Genomic DNA, 21,132 nt, shown 5'->3' with positions numbered 1-21,132 from the left:
GTCCTTGAGGCTGCCGCCAAAAGTGCCGATGGCCGTGCGCGCGGCGCTGACAACGAAGATGTCTCTGGTGCTCATGGCGATTACTATTCCTTGTTATTAAATCAGGAGCATGAGATCATTGATTTAACTCGATCTCACGCTCTTTTCTCCTCAGTTAAGCGCCCTGCACTTCGCGCAGTTGCTTCTTATTGATCTTGCCCACGCTGGTCTTTGGAATTTCACCGACCAGACAGATGCGCTCCAGCTCCGGCACTGCATAGGCGCTGATGCGCTTGGCCTGCACATGGGTCAGCAGCTGATCGCGCACCATCTGGGGCTTCACATCTGCGTTGGCTACCACAAAGGCCATGGGACGCTCGCCCCATTTCTCATCGGGCACGCCAATCACTGCGGCTTCCGCAACGCCGGGAATCTGCGTGATCAGGCCTTCGACCTCGATGGAAGACACCCATTCGCCGCCTGTCTTGATCACATCCTTCAAGCGATCGACGATCTGCACCATGCCATCGGGGTGCATGACCGCGATGTCCTGAGTGTGCAGATAGCCACCGCGCCACAGCTCCTCCGAAGCCTCCGGCTTCTTGAAGTAGATGGGCGTCAGAGAGGCCGAGCGCAGCACGATCTCGCCACGGCTCACGCCATCACGGGGCACGTCTTGCATGTTCTCGTCAACCACGCGGAAGTCCACCATCAGCGAAGGCATGCCGGTGGAGGTGCGCAGGCGCAAATCGTCTGCCGCGCTCAGTGGCTCGGTTTGCGCGGGGTTCAGCGCCAGCGACACCACAGGACCGGTCTCGGACATGCCGTAACCGGCAAACACATCCATGCCCTTGGCGATAGCCGCCTCACACAGGCCCGCTGGCAAAGCAGAGCCGCCAATGATGACCTTCCAGCCACTCAAATCTTGGCCGGTCTTGTCTGCGCCGCTGACCAGCATTTGCAAGATGGTCGGAACGCAGTGCGAGAAGGTGACTTCTTCTGTCTCGCGCAGCTTGAGCAAGGCATCAGGCAAATAGCGGCCTGGCAGTACAGTGCGCAGGCCCAGCGTGATGGCGATGTACGGAATGCCCCAACCCAACACATGGAACATAGGAGTGATGGGCATGTACACATCGCCGCGATGCAGGCGCTGCTCACCCATAGGTGAGCACAGGCTCAATGCCGTGGCCATGGCGTGCATGACGATGTGGCGGTGGCTGTAGCACACGCCCTTGGGGTCACCCGTGGTGCCGGTGGTATAGAAGGTGACGGCCTTGGTGTCTTCATGCAGCTCAGGGAAGTCATAACCCACCGCCGCTTGCTCCACCAGCGTTTCGTACTCGCCGGCAACGGTAAAGCCGGTGTCTGGCACCACGCCATCATCCGAGAGCACCACGATGTGGCGAATGCGGGGCAGCTCGGCGCGGATTTGCTCAATCACCTGCAAGAAGTCGGTGTGCACCAGCAACACATCAGTGTCTGCATCTTTCAAGGTGTAGAGAATTTGCGCAGCCGACAGGCGCACGTTCACGGTGAATAGCGTGGCGCCCATCATGGGGATACCAAAGTAGCTCTCCAAATAACGGTGACTATCCCAATCCATCACCGCCACCGTGGTGCCTTGCTGCACATTCAGAGCCGTCAGCGCGTTAGCCAGTTGACCAATGCGGCGGTTGAAATCCCGGTAGCTATAGCGCATCTGGCCGCGATAGGTGATTTCTTGGTCGCCGTGCAAGCTCATCGAGTTGAGCAGCAGTTGCTTGATGAGCAAAGGGAAAGCGTAGGCCGAGGGTGTCGGCGTGAGCAGGTTGACTTGGGTCATAGTGCGTCTCACTGAATTATTATGGAAGGGATAGTTATGGCCGTTTGAGTCCAGGCCTTGGTGTTTTAAGCGCCTGTGCACACGGCACCGTCATCAGCGGAAAAGAGCAGTGTCCGCCTTAAAGCAGCACTTTTGCGACGTGGTGATCCACAGCGTCCCATCGGTGCAAGTCACCTCAAAAAGAGGAATCTTCATCGTTGGTGAGGCTGTGCATTGACCGTTGCGAATATCAAACCGCAGCCCATGCGCGGGGCAGCTGATGACATGGCCGGTGCAGTTGCCGCTGGCCATCGAAGCGCCCGCATGCGGGCAGCTGTTTTCTAGGGCGTAGTACACGCCATCGACATGAAGCACCAAGATGGTTTCGCCGCCCGGCGTAAACACCAGCTTGCGCCCACCAGCGGGAAAATCGACCACTGCGCCGGCCGACAGGGGCTGCGTTGTGCTCATCACGTCAGACACGGCTTCAGACATGTTCCGCCTCCAACATGCACTGCAACAAGCGCGCGGCAGGTACGGCCCCGGTTTCGCTGCGCGCATGGTTGAAGACGAAATGTGGCACGCCAGAGGCGGCGTTCATGCTGGGCGCTTGGGGGGCTTGCGCGAACACATCTGCTCCCAAACCGGCGTCGCGCGCGAGTTGCTGCAACACCTGCTCGTCGCCCAAATCACGCCCTTGTTGAAAGTTGGCGGCAAAAACGGCTTCAGCAAAATCCAGCATCGCCTCGCCCGTCAACTGCGTTTGCGCAGCGTTCACCAAAGCGCACACTTTGCTTGTATTGGGGAAGACGGCAATCGCATCAAAGTTCAGCGTCAGGCCCGCAGGCGCAGCAGCGGCTTGCACCTGCGCTCTACGCGCGGCCACCGCACCTGCACTGCCCAGGCGGTCGATATAAAACGCTTTGTAATCAATCCCCTGCTCTGGGATTTGCGGCTGCAAAGTTTGGGCGTGCCACTGAATTTGCCAAGCCACGTTGGGTTGCTGTGCTTGCTGCGCTTTTAAAGCGGCGCGCAAATGACGCAGCCCAATCCAGCACCAAGGGCAGATCAAATCCAGATGAAACTCCAGAGGCAAAGTGCGCTCAAAAGTCATCGCTTGTGGGGTGGTGGATGGGGACATAACAAGCTCTCTTTATTCAAACCAGTTGCTGCAGCAAAGCATCGACGCCCGGCCATGGGCCAAAGCCCGCCACGGGGTTGAGGTGACCCACATTACCCAAGTCCACCAAACGCGCACCCCAGGCATTGGCCAATTGCTCAGCGCGCTTGTAGCGCAGCAAAGGGTCGTTGCGGCTGGCAGCCAAGAGGGTGGGAAATGGCAGCGCGGTGGCTGGCACCGGGCTCCAGCCATTGGTTTGCAACTGCTCTGGCGTGGGGTAGCCCGCAGGCATGGGCATATCCACATCAGCGGGTGTGGCCAGCAAAGCGCCGTGAATTTTGCGCTGTGCGTCTTGCGCCCAATGCGCGGTGGTGATACAGCCTGCGCTGTGCGCCACCAAGATGACCTTGCCTTCGATGCCAGCCAGCGTGCGCTCTAAAACCTCTACCCGCGCCTTGCGGCTGAGTTTGTCGTGCTCCAGCGGTGGCACGCAGACCGAAGTGGGAAAGCGCTTTTGAAGATGCGTTTGCCAATGGTCTCCCATGTGGTCGCGCAGACCGGGCACTATCAAAAACGTAATGCTAGCGGGAAAGGTGGAGTGGGAACTTTCGGTCATCGCAAAAACCTGAATCTGTCAAAAAATGGGTATGACCCAAGCCACGCCGAAACACAAAGACCAAATACGGCTCAAAGCTTGGCCTTTGAACCGTATTTGAAAACGCTTAGAAAGGTTGGGTGCCGATGATGCCCGCACGCTCCATCTGGCGAACGCAGGCCGGGTAGTCCATTACGGCGTAGTGCTGGGTCGCGCTGTTGTCCCAAATAGCGATGCTGTTGGGCTTCCAGCGCCAGCGCACTTGGTACTCAGGAATCTGCGCTTGGCTGATCAGATACTTCATCAAATCATTGCTGCCATGCGTGTGATCTTGACCCACACGCACTCGCGAGGCAGTGTGATAGTTGGTGAAGTGCGTGGTGAAGCCGTTCACATACAAAATCTTCTCGCCCGTTACGGGGTGAGTGCGCACCACGGGATGCTCAGGATCGGGGTACTGCGCCTTGAGCGCCAAACGCTTTTCAATCGGCATGGCCGCGCCAAAGCTGGCTTCAATGCTGTGGCGCGCACGAAGGTCCGCAATTTGGGCTTTCACCGACTCTGGCAAGCGCTCATAGGCCAGCACCATATTGGCCCACATCGTGTCGCCACCCACTGGCGGGCATTCCAGGCAGCGCAGTACCGCGCCAAACTGGGGAGCTTCACGCCATGTGGTGTCTGAGTGCCAAGCGTTCTCGTAACGCTCAGGCGGAGACGCCTCACTGCGGTAGACCTGCACCAGACCCGGATTTTCTGGGTCGCTGCCCACCACGGGGTGGTCTTCCAAGTCGCCAAACTTGCGGGCAAACGCTACATGCTCTGGGCGCGTGATCTCCTGATCACGCAGGAAAAGCACGCGGTGCTTGAACAGGGCCTGACGGATTTCCGCCAACAGGCCTTCGTCATGCAGCGCGTCTGACAGACGCACTCCGGTCAGTTCAGCGCCAATCGCACAGGTGAGTTGTTCTACTTGCATGATTTGTCTCCTCTTTATGGGTTTTTTAGACGGTAAAAATGGCCGAGCCAATAATTTTTCTGGCTTCTAGGTCACGGTGGGCCTGCGCAGCCTCTTCCAGTTCATAGCGCTTGCTGATGTCTACCTTGATGCGGCCAGCGGCTACTTGCTCGAACAATTCACGGGCCAGCTCGGCTTTTTCGGCCGGATCTGCTAAATAGTCGGCCGATGCGGGGCGGGTCAAGAACAGCGAGCCCTTCATGGCCAGCATTTGCGGGTTGAATGGCGGCACGCCGCCCGAGGCCGTGCCCAAGCACACCATCAAGCCGCGGCGCTTGATGCTGTTGATCGAGCCTTCAAACGTATCCTTGCCAACGCTGTCAAACGCCGCCTCAACGCCCACGCCGCCGGTGATTTCACGCACCCGCTTGGCCACATCTTCATGGCTGTAGTTAATGGTGTAGTCGCAGCCGTGGGCCTTGGCCACTTCGGCCTTGGCCTCTGAGGACACGGTGCCAATCACGGTCAAGCCTTCCAACTTGGCCCACTGCGACACCAGCAAGCCCACACCACCCGCAGCGGCGTGCAGCAAGATCGCATCACCCTTCTTGAAGCGCCAGATACGGCGCATCAAATAAGCCGCTGTCAGGCCTCGCATGGTGATGGCGGCGGCGGTTTCAAAATCAATCGCATCCGGCAAAAGCATCAAGGGCGCAGCATCAATCAGACGCTCGGTGCTGTAGGCACCCAGTGTGTTGTGTGCACCGGTGTAGGTCACGCGGTCGCCCAGCTTGACGTTAGTCACGCCAGCGCCAACAGCGGTGACCGTGCCGCACGCTTCGCTGCCAATACCAGCGGGCAGCGGCGCGGGGTACAGGCCAGAGCGGAAATAGGTATCGGCAAAGTTTAAAGCGACCGCGCCATGCTTTAAACGCACTTGACCGGGGCCCGGCTCGCCCACTTCCACATTTTCGCATCGCAGGACTTCGGGGCCACCAACTTCATAAAAACGTACGGTCTTAGACATGCAAACTCCCTGTGACTGCTTACAAAAGAGGTGGCGCGTCTTAGCGGCCACTCAATAACTCAACCTAACGCTGTTTTGACAGAGATAAACCAACCGCTCTTTATTTATCTCAACTCAAAAAAGTTCTATTTATTTCAACGCTTCAAACGATGAATAAATTTATTCTTTGACATTGTTTTTAATTTACTTGGCTTCTTTTATATTCATCCATCAAAGAATGAATAAATAAGAATAGAATGTTCCAAAAACAAATCATTACGTCATATTTTTAATAATCATCTGGGCTCAACTTTATTAGTAATCATCACCATCAATTTCTCTATGCACGCCATTTTTATCTCTTTCAACGACATTCATGGAAAACACCTAGGAGCGTTAACAAGTCTTCAAAGCAGATGTCAAATGCTATAAATTAATGAGCAACATATCTATAAAAATCATTAGTTAAAAGACATTTAATCTCTTTAAAATTCTCTATCACAAGGCCCCCAAGCATCCTGACCAATCACACAATTTTTCAAGCATCCATCACCTTGTCTCAACACAAAGCAGAACATCCGTGCTTTTTCAGCGTTTAGAATTAAATCGGGCTTAATAGAAATACCTAATCGCGATTAGAATCAATCAGAATAATTTTTCTTAGTTTGCTTTTATCATTCTTGAAATATTCTGAAAAAATTGCTACTGCGAACCCAAGGGTTTAATAAGCGCAAAGAGCTGGCTTAGCCCAATAAATTCAACCCTTTCACTCCAACGCACCTTCACCAATATGACCTACACCGCCCCCCATCAAAGACATGCTGTTCAACATGGAGCACCTGGCCCAGATCGAGCAAGTCGCTCAGCTCCCCGGCTTTGAAGATGCAGGACTGGAAACAGCTCAGGCGGTGCTGGAAGAATGCGCGAAGCTCTGTATTGACCCACTGAAAACCTGCTCAGGTGTTACCGTCGAGAGGAAGACACCATGAGCACATTGATGGAAGAAGAGATCAAACGCTGGACCGCAAAGCGCAAGACGGCACTGATCCTGGAGATCATCCAGGGCAAGACCAGCGTGTCGGAGGCCAGTCGAACCTATGACCTGCCGCCGTCGGAGATCGAGGGCTGGGTGGAAGATGGCCGCAAGGGCATGGAGAATGCGCTGAAGGCCAACCCGCAGGATGTGCGCGAGCAGTACGAGCGCCAACTGAAGGAGTTGCAGGAGGCCTACGGCGAGGCGATGCTGGAGTTGCGCGCAAGAAAAAAATTGCAGTCCCTGCTGGGCGAGGACGAGAAGTGATCGAGATGATCCGCCAGGGACTGCAGGCCGACGGCATCACCGTCTCGATCAGCAAGCTGTGCCGGTGGTTCGAGGTGCCGCGGCGCAGCGTGTACTACCGGCCGGTGAAGGCTGCACCCACGCTGCAGGAGCACTTCGTGGCCCCGATCAAGGCCATGATCGAGGAGAACCCGTCCTTCGGGTACCGAACCGTGGCGCACCTGCTGGGGTTCAACAAGAACACGGTGCAGCGCATCTTCCAGCTCAAGGGCTGGCAGGTGCGCAAGCGCCCAGTGGGCTTCAGGCCCTGGATCCAGTCGCTGCCCTCGGTGGCCAAGGCGCCCAACGAGCGCTGGGCCACGGATATGTGCCGGGTCTGGGCCGGGCGTGATGGCTGGACCACGATGGCCCTGGTGATCGATTGCCATAGCCGGGAACTGCTGGGCTGGCACCTGTCGCGCAGCGGGAGATCCAAGACAGCGGAGTCAGCACTGGAGCAGGCGCTGATCGCACGGTTCGGGACGCTCGGGCGCGTGCCAGCTCCGTTCCTACTGCGCTCGGACAATGGGCTGGTCTTCACCAGCCGCAGCTTCACGGCCCTGGTCAGAAGCTATGGCCTGCGTCAGGAATTCATCACGCCGCACAGTCCCGAGCAGAATGGCTTGGTCGAGCGGGTGATTCGTACGCTCAAGGAGCAATGCGTGCATCGGCACCGGTTCGAATCGCTGCAGCATGCCAGCCGGCTGATTGGAGATTGGATCCACTTCTACAACCACCGGCGCCCGCACCAGGCGCTGAACATGAGAACACCCGCTGAGGCATTTGCATTAGCGGCCTGACCTGTGCAGGTTCTGCTGGGTCAATACAGCTCTGCGAAACGGTTGTTGCCCCCTTGAATGTGGCCGGTGATCTGAATCCATCGTCGTTCAAGGACGGCAAAGTCACCACCACGCCCGGCTTCGCCGATGCCTTCAAGCAGTACGCCGAAGGCGGCTGGCAAGGTCTGCAGCATCCTGCCGACTTTGGCGGCCAGGGCCTGCCCAAGACCATCGGAGCAGCCTGCATTGAAATGCTCAACAGCGCCAACCTGAGCTTTGCGCTGTGCCCGCTGCTGACCGACGGCGCCATCGAGGCACTGCTGACTGCGGGCAGCGACGAGCTCAAGTCCACCTATCTGGAAAAGCTGGTCACCGGCGAGTGGACCGGCACCATGAACCTGACCGAGCCCCAGGCCGGCTCCGACCTGGCCCTGGTGCGCACCAGGGCCGAGCCTCAGGGCGACGGCAGCTACAAGGTCTTCGGCACCAAGATCTTCATCACCTATGGCGAGCACGATATGGCGGACAACATCGTCCACCTGGTGCTGGCCCGCGTGGCCGGCGCTCCCGAAGGCGTCAAGGGGATCAGCCTGTTTGTCGTGCCCAAGTTCCTCGTGAACCAGGACGGCTCCTTGGGCAAACGCAACGATGTGCACTGCGTCAGTATCGAGCACAAGATGGGCATCAAGGCCTCGCCCACAGCCGTGCTGCAATTTGGCGACGGCACGGCGGCGAGCATTGCAGACAGCGCCGGCCCTGGCGCTGTGGGCTATCTGGTCGGCGAAGAGAACCGCGGTCTCGAATACATGTTCATCATGATGAACGCCGCGCGCTATGCCGTGGGCCTGCAGGGCCTGGCCGTGGCCGAGCGGGCCTACCAGCACGCCGTGGCCTATGCCAAGGAGCGCGTGCAAAGCCGCCCCGTAGACGGCTCGGTCAAGGCCAGCGCCACCATCATTCACCACCCCGATGTGCGCCGCATGCTGATGACCATGCGTGCCAGCAACGAGGGCTGCCGCGCCATGGCTACCGCCGCTGCTGCCGCCTACGATGCCGCCCACCACCACCCGGACGCCGAAGTGCGCCAGGCCAACCAGACCTTCTATGAATTCATGGTGCCCCTGGTCAAGGGCTACAGCACCGAGATGAGCCTGGAAGTGACCAGCCTGGGCGTGCAGGTGCATGGCGGCATGGGCTTCATCGAGGAAACCGGCGCGGCCCAGTACTACCGCGACGCCAAGATCCTGACCATCTATGAGGGCACGACCGCCATCCAGGCCAATGACCTGGTCGGCCGCAAGACCGCACGCGATGGCGGCCTGACCGCCAAGGCCATTGCCGCCCAGATCGAAAAGACCGAAGCGGCCCTCATTGCCAGCGGCACCGATGCGGCCAAGGCCGTTGCCAGGAATCTGGCCCAGGCCCGCGAGGCCTTTGTGCAGGTGGTGGACTTCATCGTGGCCAAGGCCAAGGCCGACCCCAATGCTGCCTATGCCGGAAGCGTCCCCTATCTGATGCTCACCGGCAATCTGGTCGCCGGCTGGCAGCTGGGCCGCTCGGTGCTGGCCGCGCAGGAGCTGCTGACCAAGGGCCAGGACACGGCCTTCATGCAGGCCAAGCTGGCCACGGCACAGTTCTATGCCGAACATATCCTGACCCGCGTGCCCGGCCAGGCCGATGCCGTGATCAACGGTGCAGCCAGCGTGATGGCATTGCCCATGGAACTGTTCTGATCCAATTCAGTCAGAACGCTTGAGGTACTTCGATTGCTTCAAAAACAAGAGCTTCCAGCGTAATTGATATAAGGATTGGAAGCTCTTTTTATTCAAATATCATGAAGCATGGCGGTTTTGCCGCCACTGTCGTGGCGACATGCCAAAGTTCAGCTGAAACCAGCGTGTGAATGAAGTCTGACGCGAATAGCCTGTTAGTGAGGCCACTTGTCCGATGGAGTAGCGTCTGTTGTTCAAGTAGCGCAGCACTAGATTTTTGCGCACACCTTCCAGCAACTCCGTAAAACTGGTGCCACTTTGGTCCAACTGCCGTTGCAGCGTCCTGGTGCTCAGATTCATTTGCTCTGCGACACGCTCAATCTTGGCTTGCTCCAGTGGCATCAGCAGATAGATATTCTTTCTCACCTCCTGCAGCATGGCGTTCTCACCTGATGCCCTCAGAGGCATGGCAACGCTTTCCGCATACCTGACCAGCTCCGGATCTGCAGCAGGATTAGGGACACTCAAGTCACTGGTGCGCAGTACTAGGCCATGAAATTCGCTATTGAAGTTGATGGGGCAACCAAAGAATTTCTTGTGCAGATACTGCTCTTCGGGGGCGGCATGCATAAAATTCACGCTCTGAGGACTCCAGCCCGCCCCCAGCACGGCCTGACAGGTGCGAAGTGCCACTGCGGCAACCAGCTCGCAGGCTTGAATTTGCGGAACATGAGAAGCCACCAGCACCTCAAACCGAAGAATGGACAGATTTCCTGCTGTTTCAAGCGAGATGGCCAGTGCATCGTTAAGCAATTGCCTATAGTGAATCGCTGTCTGCCACATGTCGTGAAGACATTGCTTGTGACGCATCAGGTTGCCCATGACACCAAAGTCCAGCGCCTGTCGATGCTGTGCCATCAGCACCCCAAATGCACCACAGGATGACTTCTCGGCGGCCATCTCCAAAAGCCGGCACAGTGCCTCGGCAGAAACATGACGCTCCGCATCGATCAAAGAGCCCAGATCCAGCCCCAGCTCCCGTAACAAGTCATGCGGCCGCAATCCGTACAGATTGCAAACGCTTAGAAACCCATTCAGGGTGACAGTTCTAACAAGGGTATCCATGGCAGCATTCCAGACGATCTTGAGAGTCTTGGTCAGAGCGTCTTGATCTCCCTCAGGGTTTACGCCAAATGGCATAAAAAGATAAATAAATGACGCTTAAAGTGCAAAATATTTGATCCGATCGGCATTTCTCCCTGTTTAGAGCGTTGTTGCAGAAATCGCTGTGTCATAAGCGGTATCTGTCTGCACTTGATGGTCGCTGTCCGCTGCACATCTGAAACCGGTCATTGGACTGTCACACGCGTCGATACTCGGATGGCCGGTATAGGACGGTGACCGTTAGGAAGCATTGCGGCTATGAGCTGCGGCAATCGCTGCAGAGCCGTCATCTGTTGAAGTGGGACAGGTGACAGCAATGGGTGGCGAATTCAACCGGTGGTCAGTACAAGCAGGGCAGTCATCTCGTAGCGGGATGATGGCCATTGAGGACCAGCGCCCGCGCGACGATTTCCACATCAAATGATCTAGCTGAACCTGAGCTCCAAACAGATTCATGAGATCAATATAAAAAGCCGCTTTTCCTAAAAAAACTTCGGTAGCGCTGATCTTCCGCTTGCAAAAATGGCTCGAATTGCTTGTGGTCCTTGAACGCAACTTCAAAACCTGAATTTTCCAGTTGATCCACAAAGTCTGTGTCTTTGATCACCTTGTTGATCTCGGTGGATAGATACAGAGCCAGTTCGGATGTTGCTCCCTTGGGAAGGAAGACTCCTTGCCAGTATTCGAAGCTGACGCCTTGGAGTCCCATCTCCTGAAACGTGGGGATATCGGAAAAACGTTTCGACCTCTGAGCCGATGCAATCCCCAATGCGTGCATCTTTTGGCTTTGAAGATGGGAGGCTATGGGAGCAAGCCCCGCAAAGAGTAAATCCACTTGCTTTCCCATCAGGCTTGCAGTTGCAGATGCGGCTCCCCCGTAGGGAACATGCAATAGCTCCACGCCCAGGGCTTTGCCCAAGCTCTCGCCCACCAAATGCTGCAAGCTGCCAATTCCTGAGGACGCGAAACTCAAGCCATGAGCATTATTTTGTGCCGCAGTTGCGATATCGCCCAGTTGATGTATTTCGGAGTCGCCACGCGTGGCAAGAACAATAGGAGCAGAGGAAATTTTGGCGACCGGCACCATGTCAGCGACCTCGCCCGAGTCCCGACTTCTGGTGTAGATCGGATTGATGAAGATTTCGGCAGGCGACGCCAAGAGCAACGTATTCCCATCCGGCCTGGATTTCGCAACATAGTTCGCAGCAATGGCTCCACCTGCCCCCACTCTGTTTTCCACATAGACTGAACGCCGCAATCGCGCTGAGAGCTGGGTTGCAAACGCGCGCGCCAAGGTATCCATGGCACCACCGGCTTCGAATCCGACAACGAGTTTGACGGGTTGGCGAGACGCAGCCTTGTCAGCGCAGGCTGCACTCATCAGCAGCCCGCAAAGCAGGCAAGCTCGAATTAGTGTCACGGCAAAGTTCATCTATCGTCAAACACAGAGGTGGTGAGTGCCCGCACTCAGGGAATTCATTGCGAGAGGTGATGCTGTGTGAAAGCTTTAAATCAGCGGTAATCTCTCGAGCATGCATAGAAATGAGGATTACTCAAATCTCGCTTGCCGTAGCTCAGAACATCTCCGTTGAGCGCATGAATCTGACCGCCTGCAGCGGCCAGCACCGCATGACCCGCAGCGATATCCCACTCCATGGTTCGCCCCAAGCGCGGATAGAGGTCAGCCTCTCCCTCTGCAATCAGACAAATCTTGAGCGATGAGCCTGCACTTTTGAGTGACCGCACCAAGCGCCCATTGAGAAACTGATCAAGCGCATCAGCATCGCCGTGCGAACGACTGGCCACCACATCAAGGCCATCCTTCGGGATGCTTCTGCATTCAATGGCTTGGCGCTTTCCCTGCACCTCCAGCCATGCGCCGAGTCCTATGGCGCCCGCGTACATGCGATCCAGCGCCGGAGCGAAAACGACGCCCAGCACAGGGACTCCATCTTCGATCAGCGCGATATTGACTGTGAACTCGCCATTGCGGTTGATGAATTCCTTGGTTCCGTCCAGAGGGTCAACCAGCCAGAAGCATTGCCCCATCTCAGGTACATATCCCGCTGCAGCGGCTTCCTCGGAAACGACGGGAAACTGCGACGGCAAGGCACCCAGGCGCTCAAGAATCAGGCGCTCCGCCTTTTCGTCGGCTTCAGTCACGGGCGATGCATCCTGCTTGCCGCGCACCTCAAAGTCGCAGCGATAGATCTTCATGATTAAAGCACCCGCTTCGCGGGTGATGGCCATTACGTCTTCAAGCAGTGCGCTTCGGGTCTGAGTCACAAAAATCTCCTGTGTTGTTATTCATGTGGTCCGTTTGGCCTATGCGCCGATCAGAGGACAGGCCGACAGTAAATGTCGTCCGGATCTTCGCAAATAAGCGAGTGAATGTTTAACAGGAATGCACATGGCTGTTGGTAAGAAGCTCAGTGTCCAGGAAATCAATCCACTGCGAATTCAAGCCGTGAAGCTGCGGCTTGCAGGCCAAACGCTCAAAGAAGTCGGTAAGGCGACGGGCCTGTCCACACCAACCATCATTGCCGCTCACAAAGCCTGGCAGGAAGGGGGATGGAACGCCGTCCCCGTGCGCGAGCGAGGCCGCAAACCTGGCGAAGGCCGCTCCTTGTCGGCCATGCAGGAGCAGGACATCTATGTGCAACTGGTCAGCACCCAGCCCGCCGACCATGGCCTGCCTTTTTTGCTGTGGCAGCTAGAAGCCATGCAGCAGCTGATCTTGCAGCGCCAGCAGCTTGACTTGCCCGAGCGTACCAACGCCCAGTACCTGCAGCGCTGGAACCTGAATGCCGACCGCCCTGCCAAGCGCATGAAGCAGGCATCCAGCAATGTGCAGCGCTGGTATGCCACAACCTATCTGGATATTTGCGAGCAGGCCCGAAAAGAGAGCGCCAGCATTGTCTGGATCGATGATTTTGGTGCCCATAACAACTGCCCCGGACGCCTGAGGCATGGCATCTTGCGTGCCGTCAACAACCGCGGCAAGGTGTATTGGCAACCGTATGAAGGCAGCCTGTGCGCCGCGCATCTGGAAGATTTTTTTGATCGCCTCAGGTGCTCCAGCGAGGGCAAGATCTTTGCCCTGCTTGCCGCCATGCAGTGGCAGCGCGCGGCCACTTTTTCATCGCTTGCCAGCGACAGCCACGACCGGCTTCGCCTGTTTCATCTGCCTGCTGCCACAGAGATGCTCAGCCAGTCGAACGAATTGGCCTGCAGCATCTTGAAGACTGCGCAAGACATATCGCTAGTACCGAAGAGCACCTATGCCAGAAGCCCAACGTCACCGAGGCTGGACGCTATGGCGAGCATGACACAGCAACTTCTAAAACATCAATTCGCGCAAAGATTTGATTTAACGGACTCCTACAGTTGGCAGCACCCAAAACAAAAAACCAAGGAGAAATCTGTGGTGCTGACTCATTTGCAAAGGCTGGAAGCCGAAAGCATTCAGGCCATGCGCGAGGTTGTTGCCGAGGCAGAAAACCCCGTCATGCTCTACTCCATCGGCAAGGACAGTGCGGTCATGCTGCACCTGGCGATGAAGGCGTTCTACCCCGCCAAACCACCCTTCCCTTTGCTGCATGTGGACACGACCTGGAAGTTTCAGGACATGTATCGCTTTCGTGATCAGATGGCAGCCAAACTGGGCATGGACCTGCTGGTTCACATCAACCCCGAAGGCCTTGAAATGGGCATCAGTCCGTTCAAGCATGGCTCGCAAATTCATACCGACGTCATGAAAACCGAAGGGCTGAAGCAAGCTCTCGACAAGTATGGCTTCGACGCCGCCTTTGGTGGCGCGCGCCGCGATGAAGAGAAGTCTCGCGCCAAGGAACGCATCTTTTCCTTCCGCTCGGACCAGCATCGCTGGGATCCCAAAAATCAGCGCCCGGAACTCTGGCATCTGTACAACACACGCAAGAACAAAGGCGAATCAATCCGAGTGTTCCCGCTGTCCAACTGGACCGAGCTGGATATCTGGCAATACATCTATCTCGAAAACATCCCCATAGTTCCACTCTATTTCTCAGCACCTCGCCCAGTGGTGGAGCGAGACGGCACGCTGCTGATGGTCGATGACGAGCGCATGCCGCTCAAGAGTGGCGAAGTTCCCATGATGCGCAATGTTCGCTTTCGCACCCTGGGCTGCTACCCCCTGACGGGTGCCGTCGAATCCGACGCCAATAGCTTGCCCAAGATCATTCAGGAAATGCTGCTGACACGTACTTCGGAACGACAGGGCCGGATGATCGACCACGACTCGGCCGCATCCATGGAAAAGAAGAAGCAAGAGGGGTATTTCTAATGTCACATGTATCTGCACTCATCTCTGAAGATATCGAGAAATACCTGAAGGCACACGAGCAAAAAAGCCTGCTGCGCTTCATCACCTGCGGCAGCGTGGATGACGGCAAGAGCACACTGATCGGACGCTTGCTGTACGAATCCAAGATGCTGTTTGAGGACCAGATGGAAGCACTGGTCGCCGACTCCAAGAAAGTCGGCACGCAGGGCGGCGAGCTGGACTTCGCGCTGCTCGTCGATGGTCTGGCCGCAGAGCGCGAGCAAGGCATCACCATCGATGTGGCCTACCGCTTCTTCTCTACCGACCAGCGCAAGTTCATCGTGGCCGACACGCCCGGCCACGAGCAGTACACCCGCAATATGGTCACTGGTGCCTCCACCGCCGATGTGGCCGTGGTGATGATCGATGCGCGCCGCGGTGTGCTGACTCAATCCAAGCGCCATAGCTATCTGGCATCGCTGATCGGCATCCGCAAAATCGTGCTGGCCGTCAACAAGATGGACTTGATGGCTTACTCCGAAAAAATCTTCAACGACATCGTGGCCGACTACCGCGAGTTCGCCAAAAAGATCAATCTGGAAGACATCACGGCCATCCCCATGTCTGCCCTGCGTGGTGACAACATCACCGAGCAGAGCGAGCACATGCCCTGGTACCGCGGCACCACGCTCATGGGCTATCTGGAGACGGTGGAAATCGACGAAGCGCGCCAGCAAAAGCTGCCGTTTCGCATGCCTGTGCAATGGGTCAATCGCCCCAACCTCGACTTCCGCGGCTTTGCGGGCTGCATTGCCAGCGGCCAGATTCACCCCGGAGACAGCGTCCGCATCCTGCCCAGCGGGCGCGTGACCAAGGTTGCGCGCATCGTTACCCAGGATGGAGACCTGCAGCAGGCGGTTGCTGGCCAGTCCGTTACCCTGACTCTGGCCGACGAGGTGGACTGCAGCCGGGGCGATGTGATTGCGGTTGCGGATGCACCTTCCGATGTGGCCGACCAGTTCCAGGTCACGCTCGTCTGGATGCATGAGCAGCCCATGCTCGGCGGTCGTCCCTATCTGATGAAGATCGGCGGCAAGACGATTCCCGTCACCTTCGCCGCCCCCAAATACAAGATCAATGTCAACACGCTGGAGCATCTGGCCGCCAAGGAGCTGGCGCTCAATGAAATCGGCGTCTGCAATCTGTCCAGCAGCCAGCCTATCGCTTTCGATGCCTATAAGGACAATCGCGAAACAGGCAGCTTCATCCTGATCGATCGCCTGGGCAACGCCACGGTGGGCGCGGGTCTGATCGACTACTCGCTGCGTCGCTCGCAGAACATTCATATGCAGCATATGAATGTGAACCAGGAAGCGCGTTCCGAACGCCTGCATCAAAAACCGGCCTTGCTATGGTTTACCGGTCTGTCGGGCGCTGGCAAATCCACCATTGCCAATCTGCTCGAAACCCGTCTGCATGCACGTGGCCGGCATACCTATCTGCTCGACGGCGACAACGTGCGCCACGGCCTCAATCGCGACCTTGGCTTCACCGATGCAGACCGCGTGGAGAACATTCGCCGCGTCGCTGAAGTGGGAAAGCTGTTTGTGGACGCCGGGCTGATTGCCATCACCGCCTTCATCTCGCCATTCCAGGCGGAACGCGAAATGGCGCGCAAGCTGGTGAGAGATGGCGAGTTCCTCGAAGTATTCATCGACACACCGCTTTCCGTTGCCGAAGAGCGTGACCCCAAGGGCCTCTACAAGAAAGTGCGCCGTGGCGAGCTGAAGAACTTCACGGGGATCGACTCACCGTTCGAAGTACCGCAGTCTCCGGACATTCATATATCCACCCCCGCGATGACTGCGCGAGAGGCGGTGGACAAGATCATCGCCGAACTGGTGGCTCGCGAAATCATCCCCGCAGAAGACTAAAGCAACTGGATGAACTGTGGCGTTGCCAGCCGTTGCAACGCCCCTCTTTCTTCTTTCACCTACCGCACACAGCCACCACCTGGCAATGCGCGGCACACAAAGAACGCCGGATCATGGACACCCAAACCATTAATGAACAACTGCTCAGCGGCGAAACCTGGTCGCAGTTCTGCGATCACCTCAAACGCTGCGGCCAGCAGATTCTGCGTCCCGAAACCCCTGCCGACCCCGCAACGCGGGCAGAAGGCTATCGCTATCTGACCCGACTGCTGCGCATCGCGCTGGAGATGCATGTGGAGTTCGCCGACCCGGCGTTTCCCAGCTTCTTCAAGACCTCGCACGAAACCGCCAAGATTGGCGCAGATAACCCGGACAACATCTACGAATACTCGCGCCTCAACGGCTCCATGAAATACCGTATTCATGGCAACCGAGGCACGGTTTCGTACCTGAGCTTTTGCACGCAAAAAGGCGGCTATGAAGCCGATGGCCGCATGGTTGTCACAGGCTTTCTCGATGCGACGCAGCTCAAGACCGATCAGGACGGAAATTTCGAAATCATTGTCAGCCCTGATCCACAGCCCGGTAACTGGCTGCCCATGGAAGATGCCTCGGTGTCCTTGCTGGTGCGCCAGACTTTCATGGATCGCAAGAGCGAAGTACCCGCCAAGCTTGCTATCGAACGCATTGGCATCACGGCCCCCCCTGGCCCACTGGACCCCTTGGTGCTGGCGCAGTCGCTGCAGCGTGTGACATCCTTTGTTGAAAACACCGCGAAGCTCTTTGCTGATTGGGCACAAAGCTATCAACCCCATAGCAATCAGTTGCCGCCAGCCGATCAGGCCTACTGCCAGTCCGTGGGCGGTGATCCCAATATTTTCTACTACCACTCGCATTGGGAACTGAGCGAGGACCAGGCCCTGGTCATTCATATCGACAAGGTGCCGGAATGCTCGTTCTGGAATCTGCAGATCAATAACTACTGGCTGGAGTCTTTGGACTACCGCTACCACCAGATCTGCCTCAACAAGCATCAGGCGCAGTACGACGAGAGCGGCGGCGTCACTCTGGTGCTGAGCGAAAAAGACCCCGGCATTGCCAACTGGCTGCAGACAGCCGGTCTACGCCAGGGAACCATGTGCCTGCGCTGGGTTGGCGCCACCGATCAGTGCCACCCCACCACCAAAGTTATCTCGATAAGCCAGTTGTTGGAGACTGTATGAATGCCCCTGTGACACCCCAAACTCTGCACGTCGAAGAACTGCTGCAAGCTGCACGTGAGCGTGCACCAGGCCTGAAAGATTTTGGCAACGACAACTACCAGCAAGCGCTGGAAGTTCTGACGCGAGCCTTGAACACCGAAGCCAAGCTGTCGGCAGCCGGCATTGCCATGATGCGCGAGCGGCTCGTGGGTCAGTTGGTCAATCGCCTGCTCATGGAGGACTATCTCCAGCGCTTCCCAGAAATCTCGAAGATCGAGATCGAAGACCCCTTGGTTATCGTGGGCCTGCCGCGCACCGGCACCACCATGCTGCAGCGAACACTGTCCGTAGACCCTCGCTTTTACTCTGCTGCCTGGTGGGAGACCCGCTACCCTGCACCACTGACCGGTGAAGGCCCGCAGGACTGCGAAAAACGCATCACCATGGCCAAGGCAGAGGTCGCCCAAACGATTGAGGCGATTCCCCAGATTCTGTCCATCCACCCCATGAGCGCCATGCTGTGCGACGAGGAATTCATGCTCATGGAGCACTCCTTTCTCTGCGCCATGGACGCTTATGCCGATGTGCCCAGCTACACCGCCTGGCTCGATCAGCAGGATCAGCGCCCCGTCTATACGCAGCTCAAGAAGATGCTGCAGTTTCTGCAATGGCAAAAGGGCCAGCGCGGCGAGGCGCAGGGCCAGCGCTGGCTGCTCAAAGCACCCCAGCATCTGCATACACTGGAAATCCTGCTGTCCGTCTTCCCCAAGGCTCAGGTCATTCTGACCCATCGCGAGCCCGCTCAGACCATCCCGTCCATGGCCAGCATGGCGCATACGCTGTGGCAGATCTACAGCGACCAGCCAGATCCGAGTTCAGCAGGCCGCCAGTGGAACAGCCGCTTGGCGCGTGGCATTCAACACACCATGCAAGTGCGCGAGCAACAGGACAGCCAGCGCTTTCTGGATATCCACTTCTTGGACACCGTGGCCAAGCCCATGGAGGTGCTGGAGGCTGTCTATCAGTTCGCCAATATGCAATTCACAGAAAAAGCCCGCGCCGACGCGAAGCAATGGCTTTCCAGCAATGGCCGTGAAAAACGTGCTGGCCATGACTACAGCCTGGAGACCTTTGGTCTGAGCAAGCAACAGATGCAACGCGACTACGCGCTATATCGAGCAAGGCATCTGCAAAGCCAAAGCTAAGAGGTGGCTCCAGGGAAAAAATCATGTTCAGTCCGCGGTGCCCCGAGCGACATTCGGCTGACTGCCGGCGCCAGCTCCTCTTGGCAGTGCCGAGGCCTCCATGACGCCCATGGGGATAAAGAACTGTTGCGCCGGCGGCAGTAATGCCTGTCCGAATCCGAGGATCTCATCACGCACTTCAGCAGCCCGGACTGCATCCTCAGCAACTTTTATCAAGTCGGCACCCAAGACTGGCTCATCGCAAAAGGAGACAAAACATATGTTGGACTTAGAAGCCATTGAGCTGATCAAACAGCTCAAGGCGCGCTACTTTCGCGCCATCGACACCTGCAATCTGGAATTGCTGCAGGGCATGCTGACGCCAGACATCAAGCTGGCCTTCAAAAGCCCGTCTTACGAATTCCATCTGGAAGGCATAGACAAGGCGCTGGACTTCTACAAAACCTCCTTTACCAAGACCCGCCTGGCCATGCACAACGGCCACACGCCAGAGATAGAGGTCAAGGGAGACGACGCCACCGGGCTTTGGTATTTGAACTACGTCTTTATCAATCTTGAAGAGAAAACGCATATGCACGGCGGTGCCATCTATGAAGACCGCTATTTCAAGCGCGATGGCCGCTGGTGGATTGCGGAGACTGGATACAAGACCCTGCTCGAAACCGTTGAGCCGCTGAGCGAACAGTTGCAGATCACCTCCAAGCCCATCAACTGAAGCGACATCCAAGATGACCAAAGCTGCCAATCTCGTCACCTCCATCAAAGTGGAAATCAATGCACCTTCCAGCGTGGTCTGGGAAGTGCTTGCGGACCTGGAAAACTATCACCTCTGGAATCGCTTCTGCCCCGACATCCGCAGTGGGCTCAAGCTCAATGACCTCGTCGAGATGAAGACCCGCCACCCGCTGACGGGTGAAGTCTGGCCCGTCAACGAGTATCTGGTCGCGTTTGAACCCGAGCAGTTGCTGTCCTGGGAGCAGCGCCCAGTGCCCGAGAACAAGGACGCAGCACGCCGTGACCAATACATAGAGGCAATTGACGCCAACCGCTGCACCTACTTCACCACCGACCAGTTCCTGGGTCTGAACGCCGATACGATCATGCGCGAGCATGGTGTCTGGGTAAAGATTGCCTTTGATCAGGTGGCGGTCGATGTCAAGAACCGCTCAGAGGAACTGCATTTCGCCCGCACCAAGGCTGCAATCTGAAAGACAGCCAATTTCCAAGTCTACAGATCCAAGGAGACCATCATGCTCTTGAAGAACAAAGTCATCATCATCTCTGGCATCGGCCCCGGCATGGGCATCAAGCTGGCCCTGCGCGCGGCGGAATATCAGGCCAAAGCCGTGGTGCTGGCTGCCCGCACGCAGTCCATGCTGGAGGAGACGGAGCAAGCCATTCGTGATGCCGGCTACTCCTGCGAAGTCCTCAAAGTCGCCACCGATATCTCCCGGCCCGAGCAATGCCAGCGGCTTGCAGAGCTAACCATCGCCAAGTTCGGTCGAATCGATGCGCTGATCAACTCGGCCTATGCCCACGGGAGCTGGGGCTCTTCGAGCAACTCCTCCATGGATGACTGGCGCAAAGTCATGGAAGTCAATCTCTACGGCTCCATGAACATGACCCAGGCCGTGGTGCCGCAGATGAAAAAGCAAAAAGACGGCAGCATTGTGATGATCAACACCATGGCAACGCGCCGCCCCAATCAGCTCGAAGCCGGTTACGCCGTATCCAAAGGCGCGCTCAAGACCGCTGTGCAATATCTGGCGGAAGACCTTGGCCCCTTCGGCATACGCGTCAACAGCACCTACAACGGCTGGATGTGGGGCGCACCGGTCAAAGGCTATTTCCAGGCCGAAGCCAAGCGCCAGGGCGTGCCCATGGAATCGCTGGTCAATGTGATTGCCCAGCAGATTCCCTTACGCAACGAGATTCCCGACGATGCCGATTGCGCCTCTGCCGCACTGTATCTGGCCAGCGACTATGCGCGCGTGGTGACCGGCGCCCAACTGGACGTCAGTGGCGGCCATTACCTGCCTCACTAAATTTCAGAGGAAAA

The 21,132-nt window shown here is 57.1% G+C and carries 19 protein-coding genes and 2 pseudogenes; 12 read left to right on the top strand and 9 right to left on the bottom strand.

Annotated features, from left to right (window positions below):
* A partial coding sequence (locus tag AC1RTQ_RS14310; protein WP_492876647.1) for a hypothetical protein occupies positions 1 to 192 on the top strand: 192 nt, incomplete at its 5' end.
* Here AC1RTQ_RS14310 and AC1RTQ_RS14305 read toward each other — a convergent pair.
* The 6 genes from AC1RTQ_RS14305 to AC1RTQ_RS14280 form a co-directional block, all read right to left on the bottom strand.
* On the bottom strand, positions 155 to 1,801 hold the full coding sequence (locus tag AC1RTQ_RS14305; RefSeq protein ID WP_492876645.1) for a fatty acid--CoA ligase: 1,647 nt from the start codon (positions 1,799 to 1,801) through the stop codon (positions 155 to 157). The two genes, AC1RTQ_RS14310 and AC1RTQ_RS14305, sit on opposite strands and share 38 nt — an antisense overlap.
* Positions 1,802 to 1,894: 93 nt before the next feature.
* Positions 1,895 to 2,275 (bottom strand): Rieske (2Fe-2S) protein, encoded by a 381-nt coding sequence (locus tag AC1RTQ_RS14300; RefSeq protein WP_492876643.1) that lies wholly within the window; start codon positions 2,273 to 2,275, stop codon positions 1,895 to 1,897.
* Positions 2,268 to 2,921: a DsbA family protein gene (locus tag AC1RTQ_RS14295; protein WP_492876641.1), complete on the bottom strand. Its 654-nt coding sequence runs from the start codon at positions 2,919 to 2,921 to the stop codon at positions 2,268 to 2,270. Before AC1RTQ_RS14295 ends, AC1RTQ_RS14300 begins: the two co-directional genes overlap by 8 nt.
* Positions 2,922 to 2,937: 16 nt before the next feature.
* Positions 2,938 to 3,516, bottom strand: coding sequence for an RBBP9/YdeN family alpha/beta hydrolase (locus AC1RTQ_RS14290; RefSeq protein WP_492876639.1), 579 nt, complete (start codon positions 3,514 to 3,516; stop codon positions 2,938 to 2,940).
* A gap of 106 nt (positions 3,517 to 3,622) precedes the next feature.
* Positions 3,623 to 4,471, bottom strand: a complete 849-nt coding sequence (locus tag AC1RTQ_RS14285) for a TauD/TfdA dioxygenase family protein (RefSeq protein WP_492876637.1) — start codon at positions 4,469 to 4,471, stop codon at positions 3,623 to 3,625.
* 25 nt (positions 4,472 to 4,496) lie between these two features.
* Complete coding sequence (locus AC1RTQ_RS14280) at positions 4,497 to 5,477, bottom strand: quinone oxidoreductase family protein (RefSeq protein ID WP_492876635.1); 981 nt, start codon at positions 5,475 to 5,477, stop codon at positions 4,497 to 4,499.
* Positions 5,478 to 6,246: 769 nt separating this feature from the next.
* Between AC1RTQ_RS14280 and AC1RTQ_RS14275 the strand changes: the two are divergent.
* The 4 genes and pseudogenes from AC1RTQ_RS14275 to AC1RTQ_RS14260 all read left to right on the top strand — a co-directional run.
* Positions 6,247 to 6,388 (top strand): annotated as a pseudogene (locus AC1RTQ_RS14275) (acyl-CoA dehydrogenase N-terminal domain-containing protein); the annotation flags it as partial.
* Between the two features lie 53 nt (positions 6,389 to 6,441).
* Positions 6,442 to 6,756: a DUF1153 domain-containing protein gene (locus tag AC1RTQ_RS14270; protein WP_043373207.1), complete on the top strand. Its 315-nt coding sequence runs from the start codon at positions 6,442 to 6,444 to the stop codon at positions 6,754 to 6,756.
* A gap of 5 nt (positions 6,757 to 6,761) precedes the next feature.
* A complete protein-coding gene (locus AC1RTQ_RS14265; RefSeq protein ID WP_492876679.1) occupies positions 6,762 to 7,574 on the top strand; it encodes an IS3 family transposase in 813 nt (270 codons plus the stop codon).
* 26 nt (positions 7,575 to 7,600) lie between these two features.
* Positions 7,601 to 9,286, top strand: a pseudogene (locus AC1RTQ_RS14260) (acyl-CoA dehydrogenase family protein); the annotation flags it as partial.
* A 99-nt stretch (positions 9,287 to 9,385) separates the two neighbouring features.
* Here the strand turns inward: AC1RTQ_RS14260 and AC1RTQ_RS14255 are convergent.
* The 3 genes from AC1RTQ_RS14255 to cysQ form a co-directional block, all read right to left on the bottom strand.
* Positions 9,386 to 10,390: an AraC family transcriptional regulator gene (locus AC1RTQ_RS14255; RefSeq protein WP_492876633.1), complete on the bottom strand. Its 1,005-nt coding sequence runs from the start codon at positions 10,388 to 10,390 to the stop codon at positions 9,386 to 9,388.
* 499 nt (positions 10,391 to 10,889) lie between these two features.
* Positions 10,890 to 11,861: a Bug family tripartite tricarboxylate transporter substrate binding protein gene (locus AC1RTQ_RS14250; protein ID WP_492876631.1), complete on the bottom strand. Its 972-nt coding sequence runs from the start codon at positions 11,859 to 11,861 to the stop codon at positions 10,890 to 10,892.
* Between the two features lie 80 nt (positions 11,862 to 11,941).
* Positions 11,942 to 12,715, bottom strand: coding sequence for a 3'(2'),5'-bisphosphate nucleotidase CysQ (gene cysQ / locus AC1RTQ_RS14245; RefSeq protein ID WP_492876629.1), 774 nt, complete (start codon positions 12,713 to 12,715; stop codon positions 11,942 to 11,944).
* 118 nt (positions 12,716 to 12,833) lie between these two features.
* On the opposite strand from cysQ, the gene cysD reads away from it, so the two are divergent.
* The 7 genes from cysD to AC1RTQ_RS14210 all read left to right on the top strand — a co-directional run bounded on the left by cysD (position 12,834) and on the right by AC1RTQ_RS14210 (position 21,118).
* Positions 12,834 to 14,753 carry a sulfate adenylyltransferase subunit CysD gene (gene cysD, locus AC1RTQ_RS14240; RefSeq protein ID WP_492876627.1) on the top strand — a complete coding sequence of 640 codons (1,920 nt, stop codon included), beginning with the start codon at positions 12,834 to 12,836 and terminating at the stop codon, positions 14,751 to 14,753.
* Complete coding sequence (gene cysN / locus AC1RTQ_RS14235) at positions 14,753 to 16,666, top strand: sulfate adenylyltransferase subunit CysN (RefSeq protein ID WP_492876625.1); 1,914 nt, start codon at positions 14,753 to 14,755, stop codon at positions 16,664 to 16,666. Before cysD ends, cysN begins: the two co-directional genes overlap by 1 nt.
* Before the next feature lie 113 nt (positions 16,667 to 16,779).
* A complete protein-coding gene (locus tag AC1RTQ_RS14230; protein ID WP_492876623.1) occupies positions 16,780 to 17,889 on the top strand; it encodes a DUF1214 domain-containing protein in 1,110 nt (369 codons plus the stop codon).
* Positions 17,886 to 19,073 carry a sulfotransferase family protein gene (locus AC1RTQ_RS14225; protein WP_492876621.1) on the top strand — a complete coding sequence of 396 codons (1,188 nt, stop codon included), beginning with the start codon at positions 17,886 to 17,888 and terminating at the stop codon, positions 19,071 to 19,073. The genes AC1RTQ_RS14230 and AC1RTQ_RS14225 overlap by 4 nt, the downstream gene beginning before the upstream one ends.
* A gap of 259 nt (positions 19,074 to 19,332) precedes the next feature.
* Positions 19,333 to 19,788, top strand: a complete 456-nt coding sequence (locus tag AC1RTQ_RS14220) for a nuclear transport factor 2 family protein (protein WP_492876619.1) — start codon at positions 19,333 to 19,335, stop codon at positions 19,786 to 19,788.
* 13 nt (positions 19,789 to 19,801) lie between these two features.
* Positions 19,802 to 20,281: an SRPBCC domain-containing protein gene (locus tag AC1RTQ_RS14215; RefSeq protein ID WP_492876618.1), complete on the top strand. Its 480-nt coding sequence runs from the start codon at positions 19,802 to 19,804 to the stop codon at positions 20,279 to 20,281.
* A gap of 42 nt (positions 20,282 to 20,323) precedes the next feature.
* Entirely contained in the window at positions 20,324 to 21,118 is a 795-nt protein-coding gene (locus AC1RTQ_RS14210; RefSeq protein WP_492876616.1) for an SDR family oxidoreductase, read from the top strand.
* The last annotated feature ends 14 nt before the right edge of the window (positions 21,119 to 21,132 follow it).

The organism is Comamonas sp. GW821-FHT11H03 (assembly GCF_058807955.1).
The sequence above is the reverse complement of the archived record's forward strand: the minus strand, read 5'-3'. Positions and strand labels throughout refer to the sequence as shown.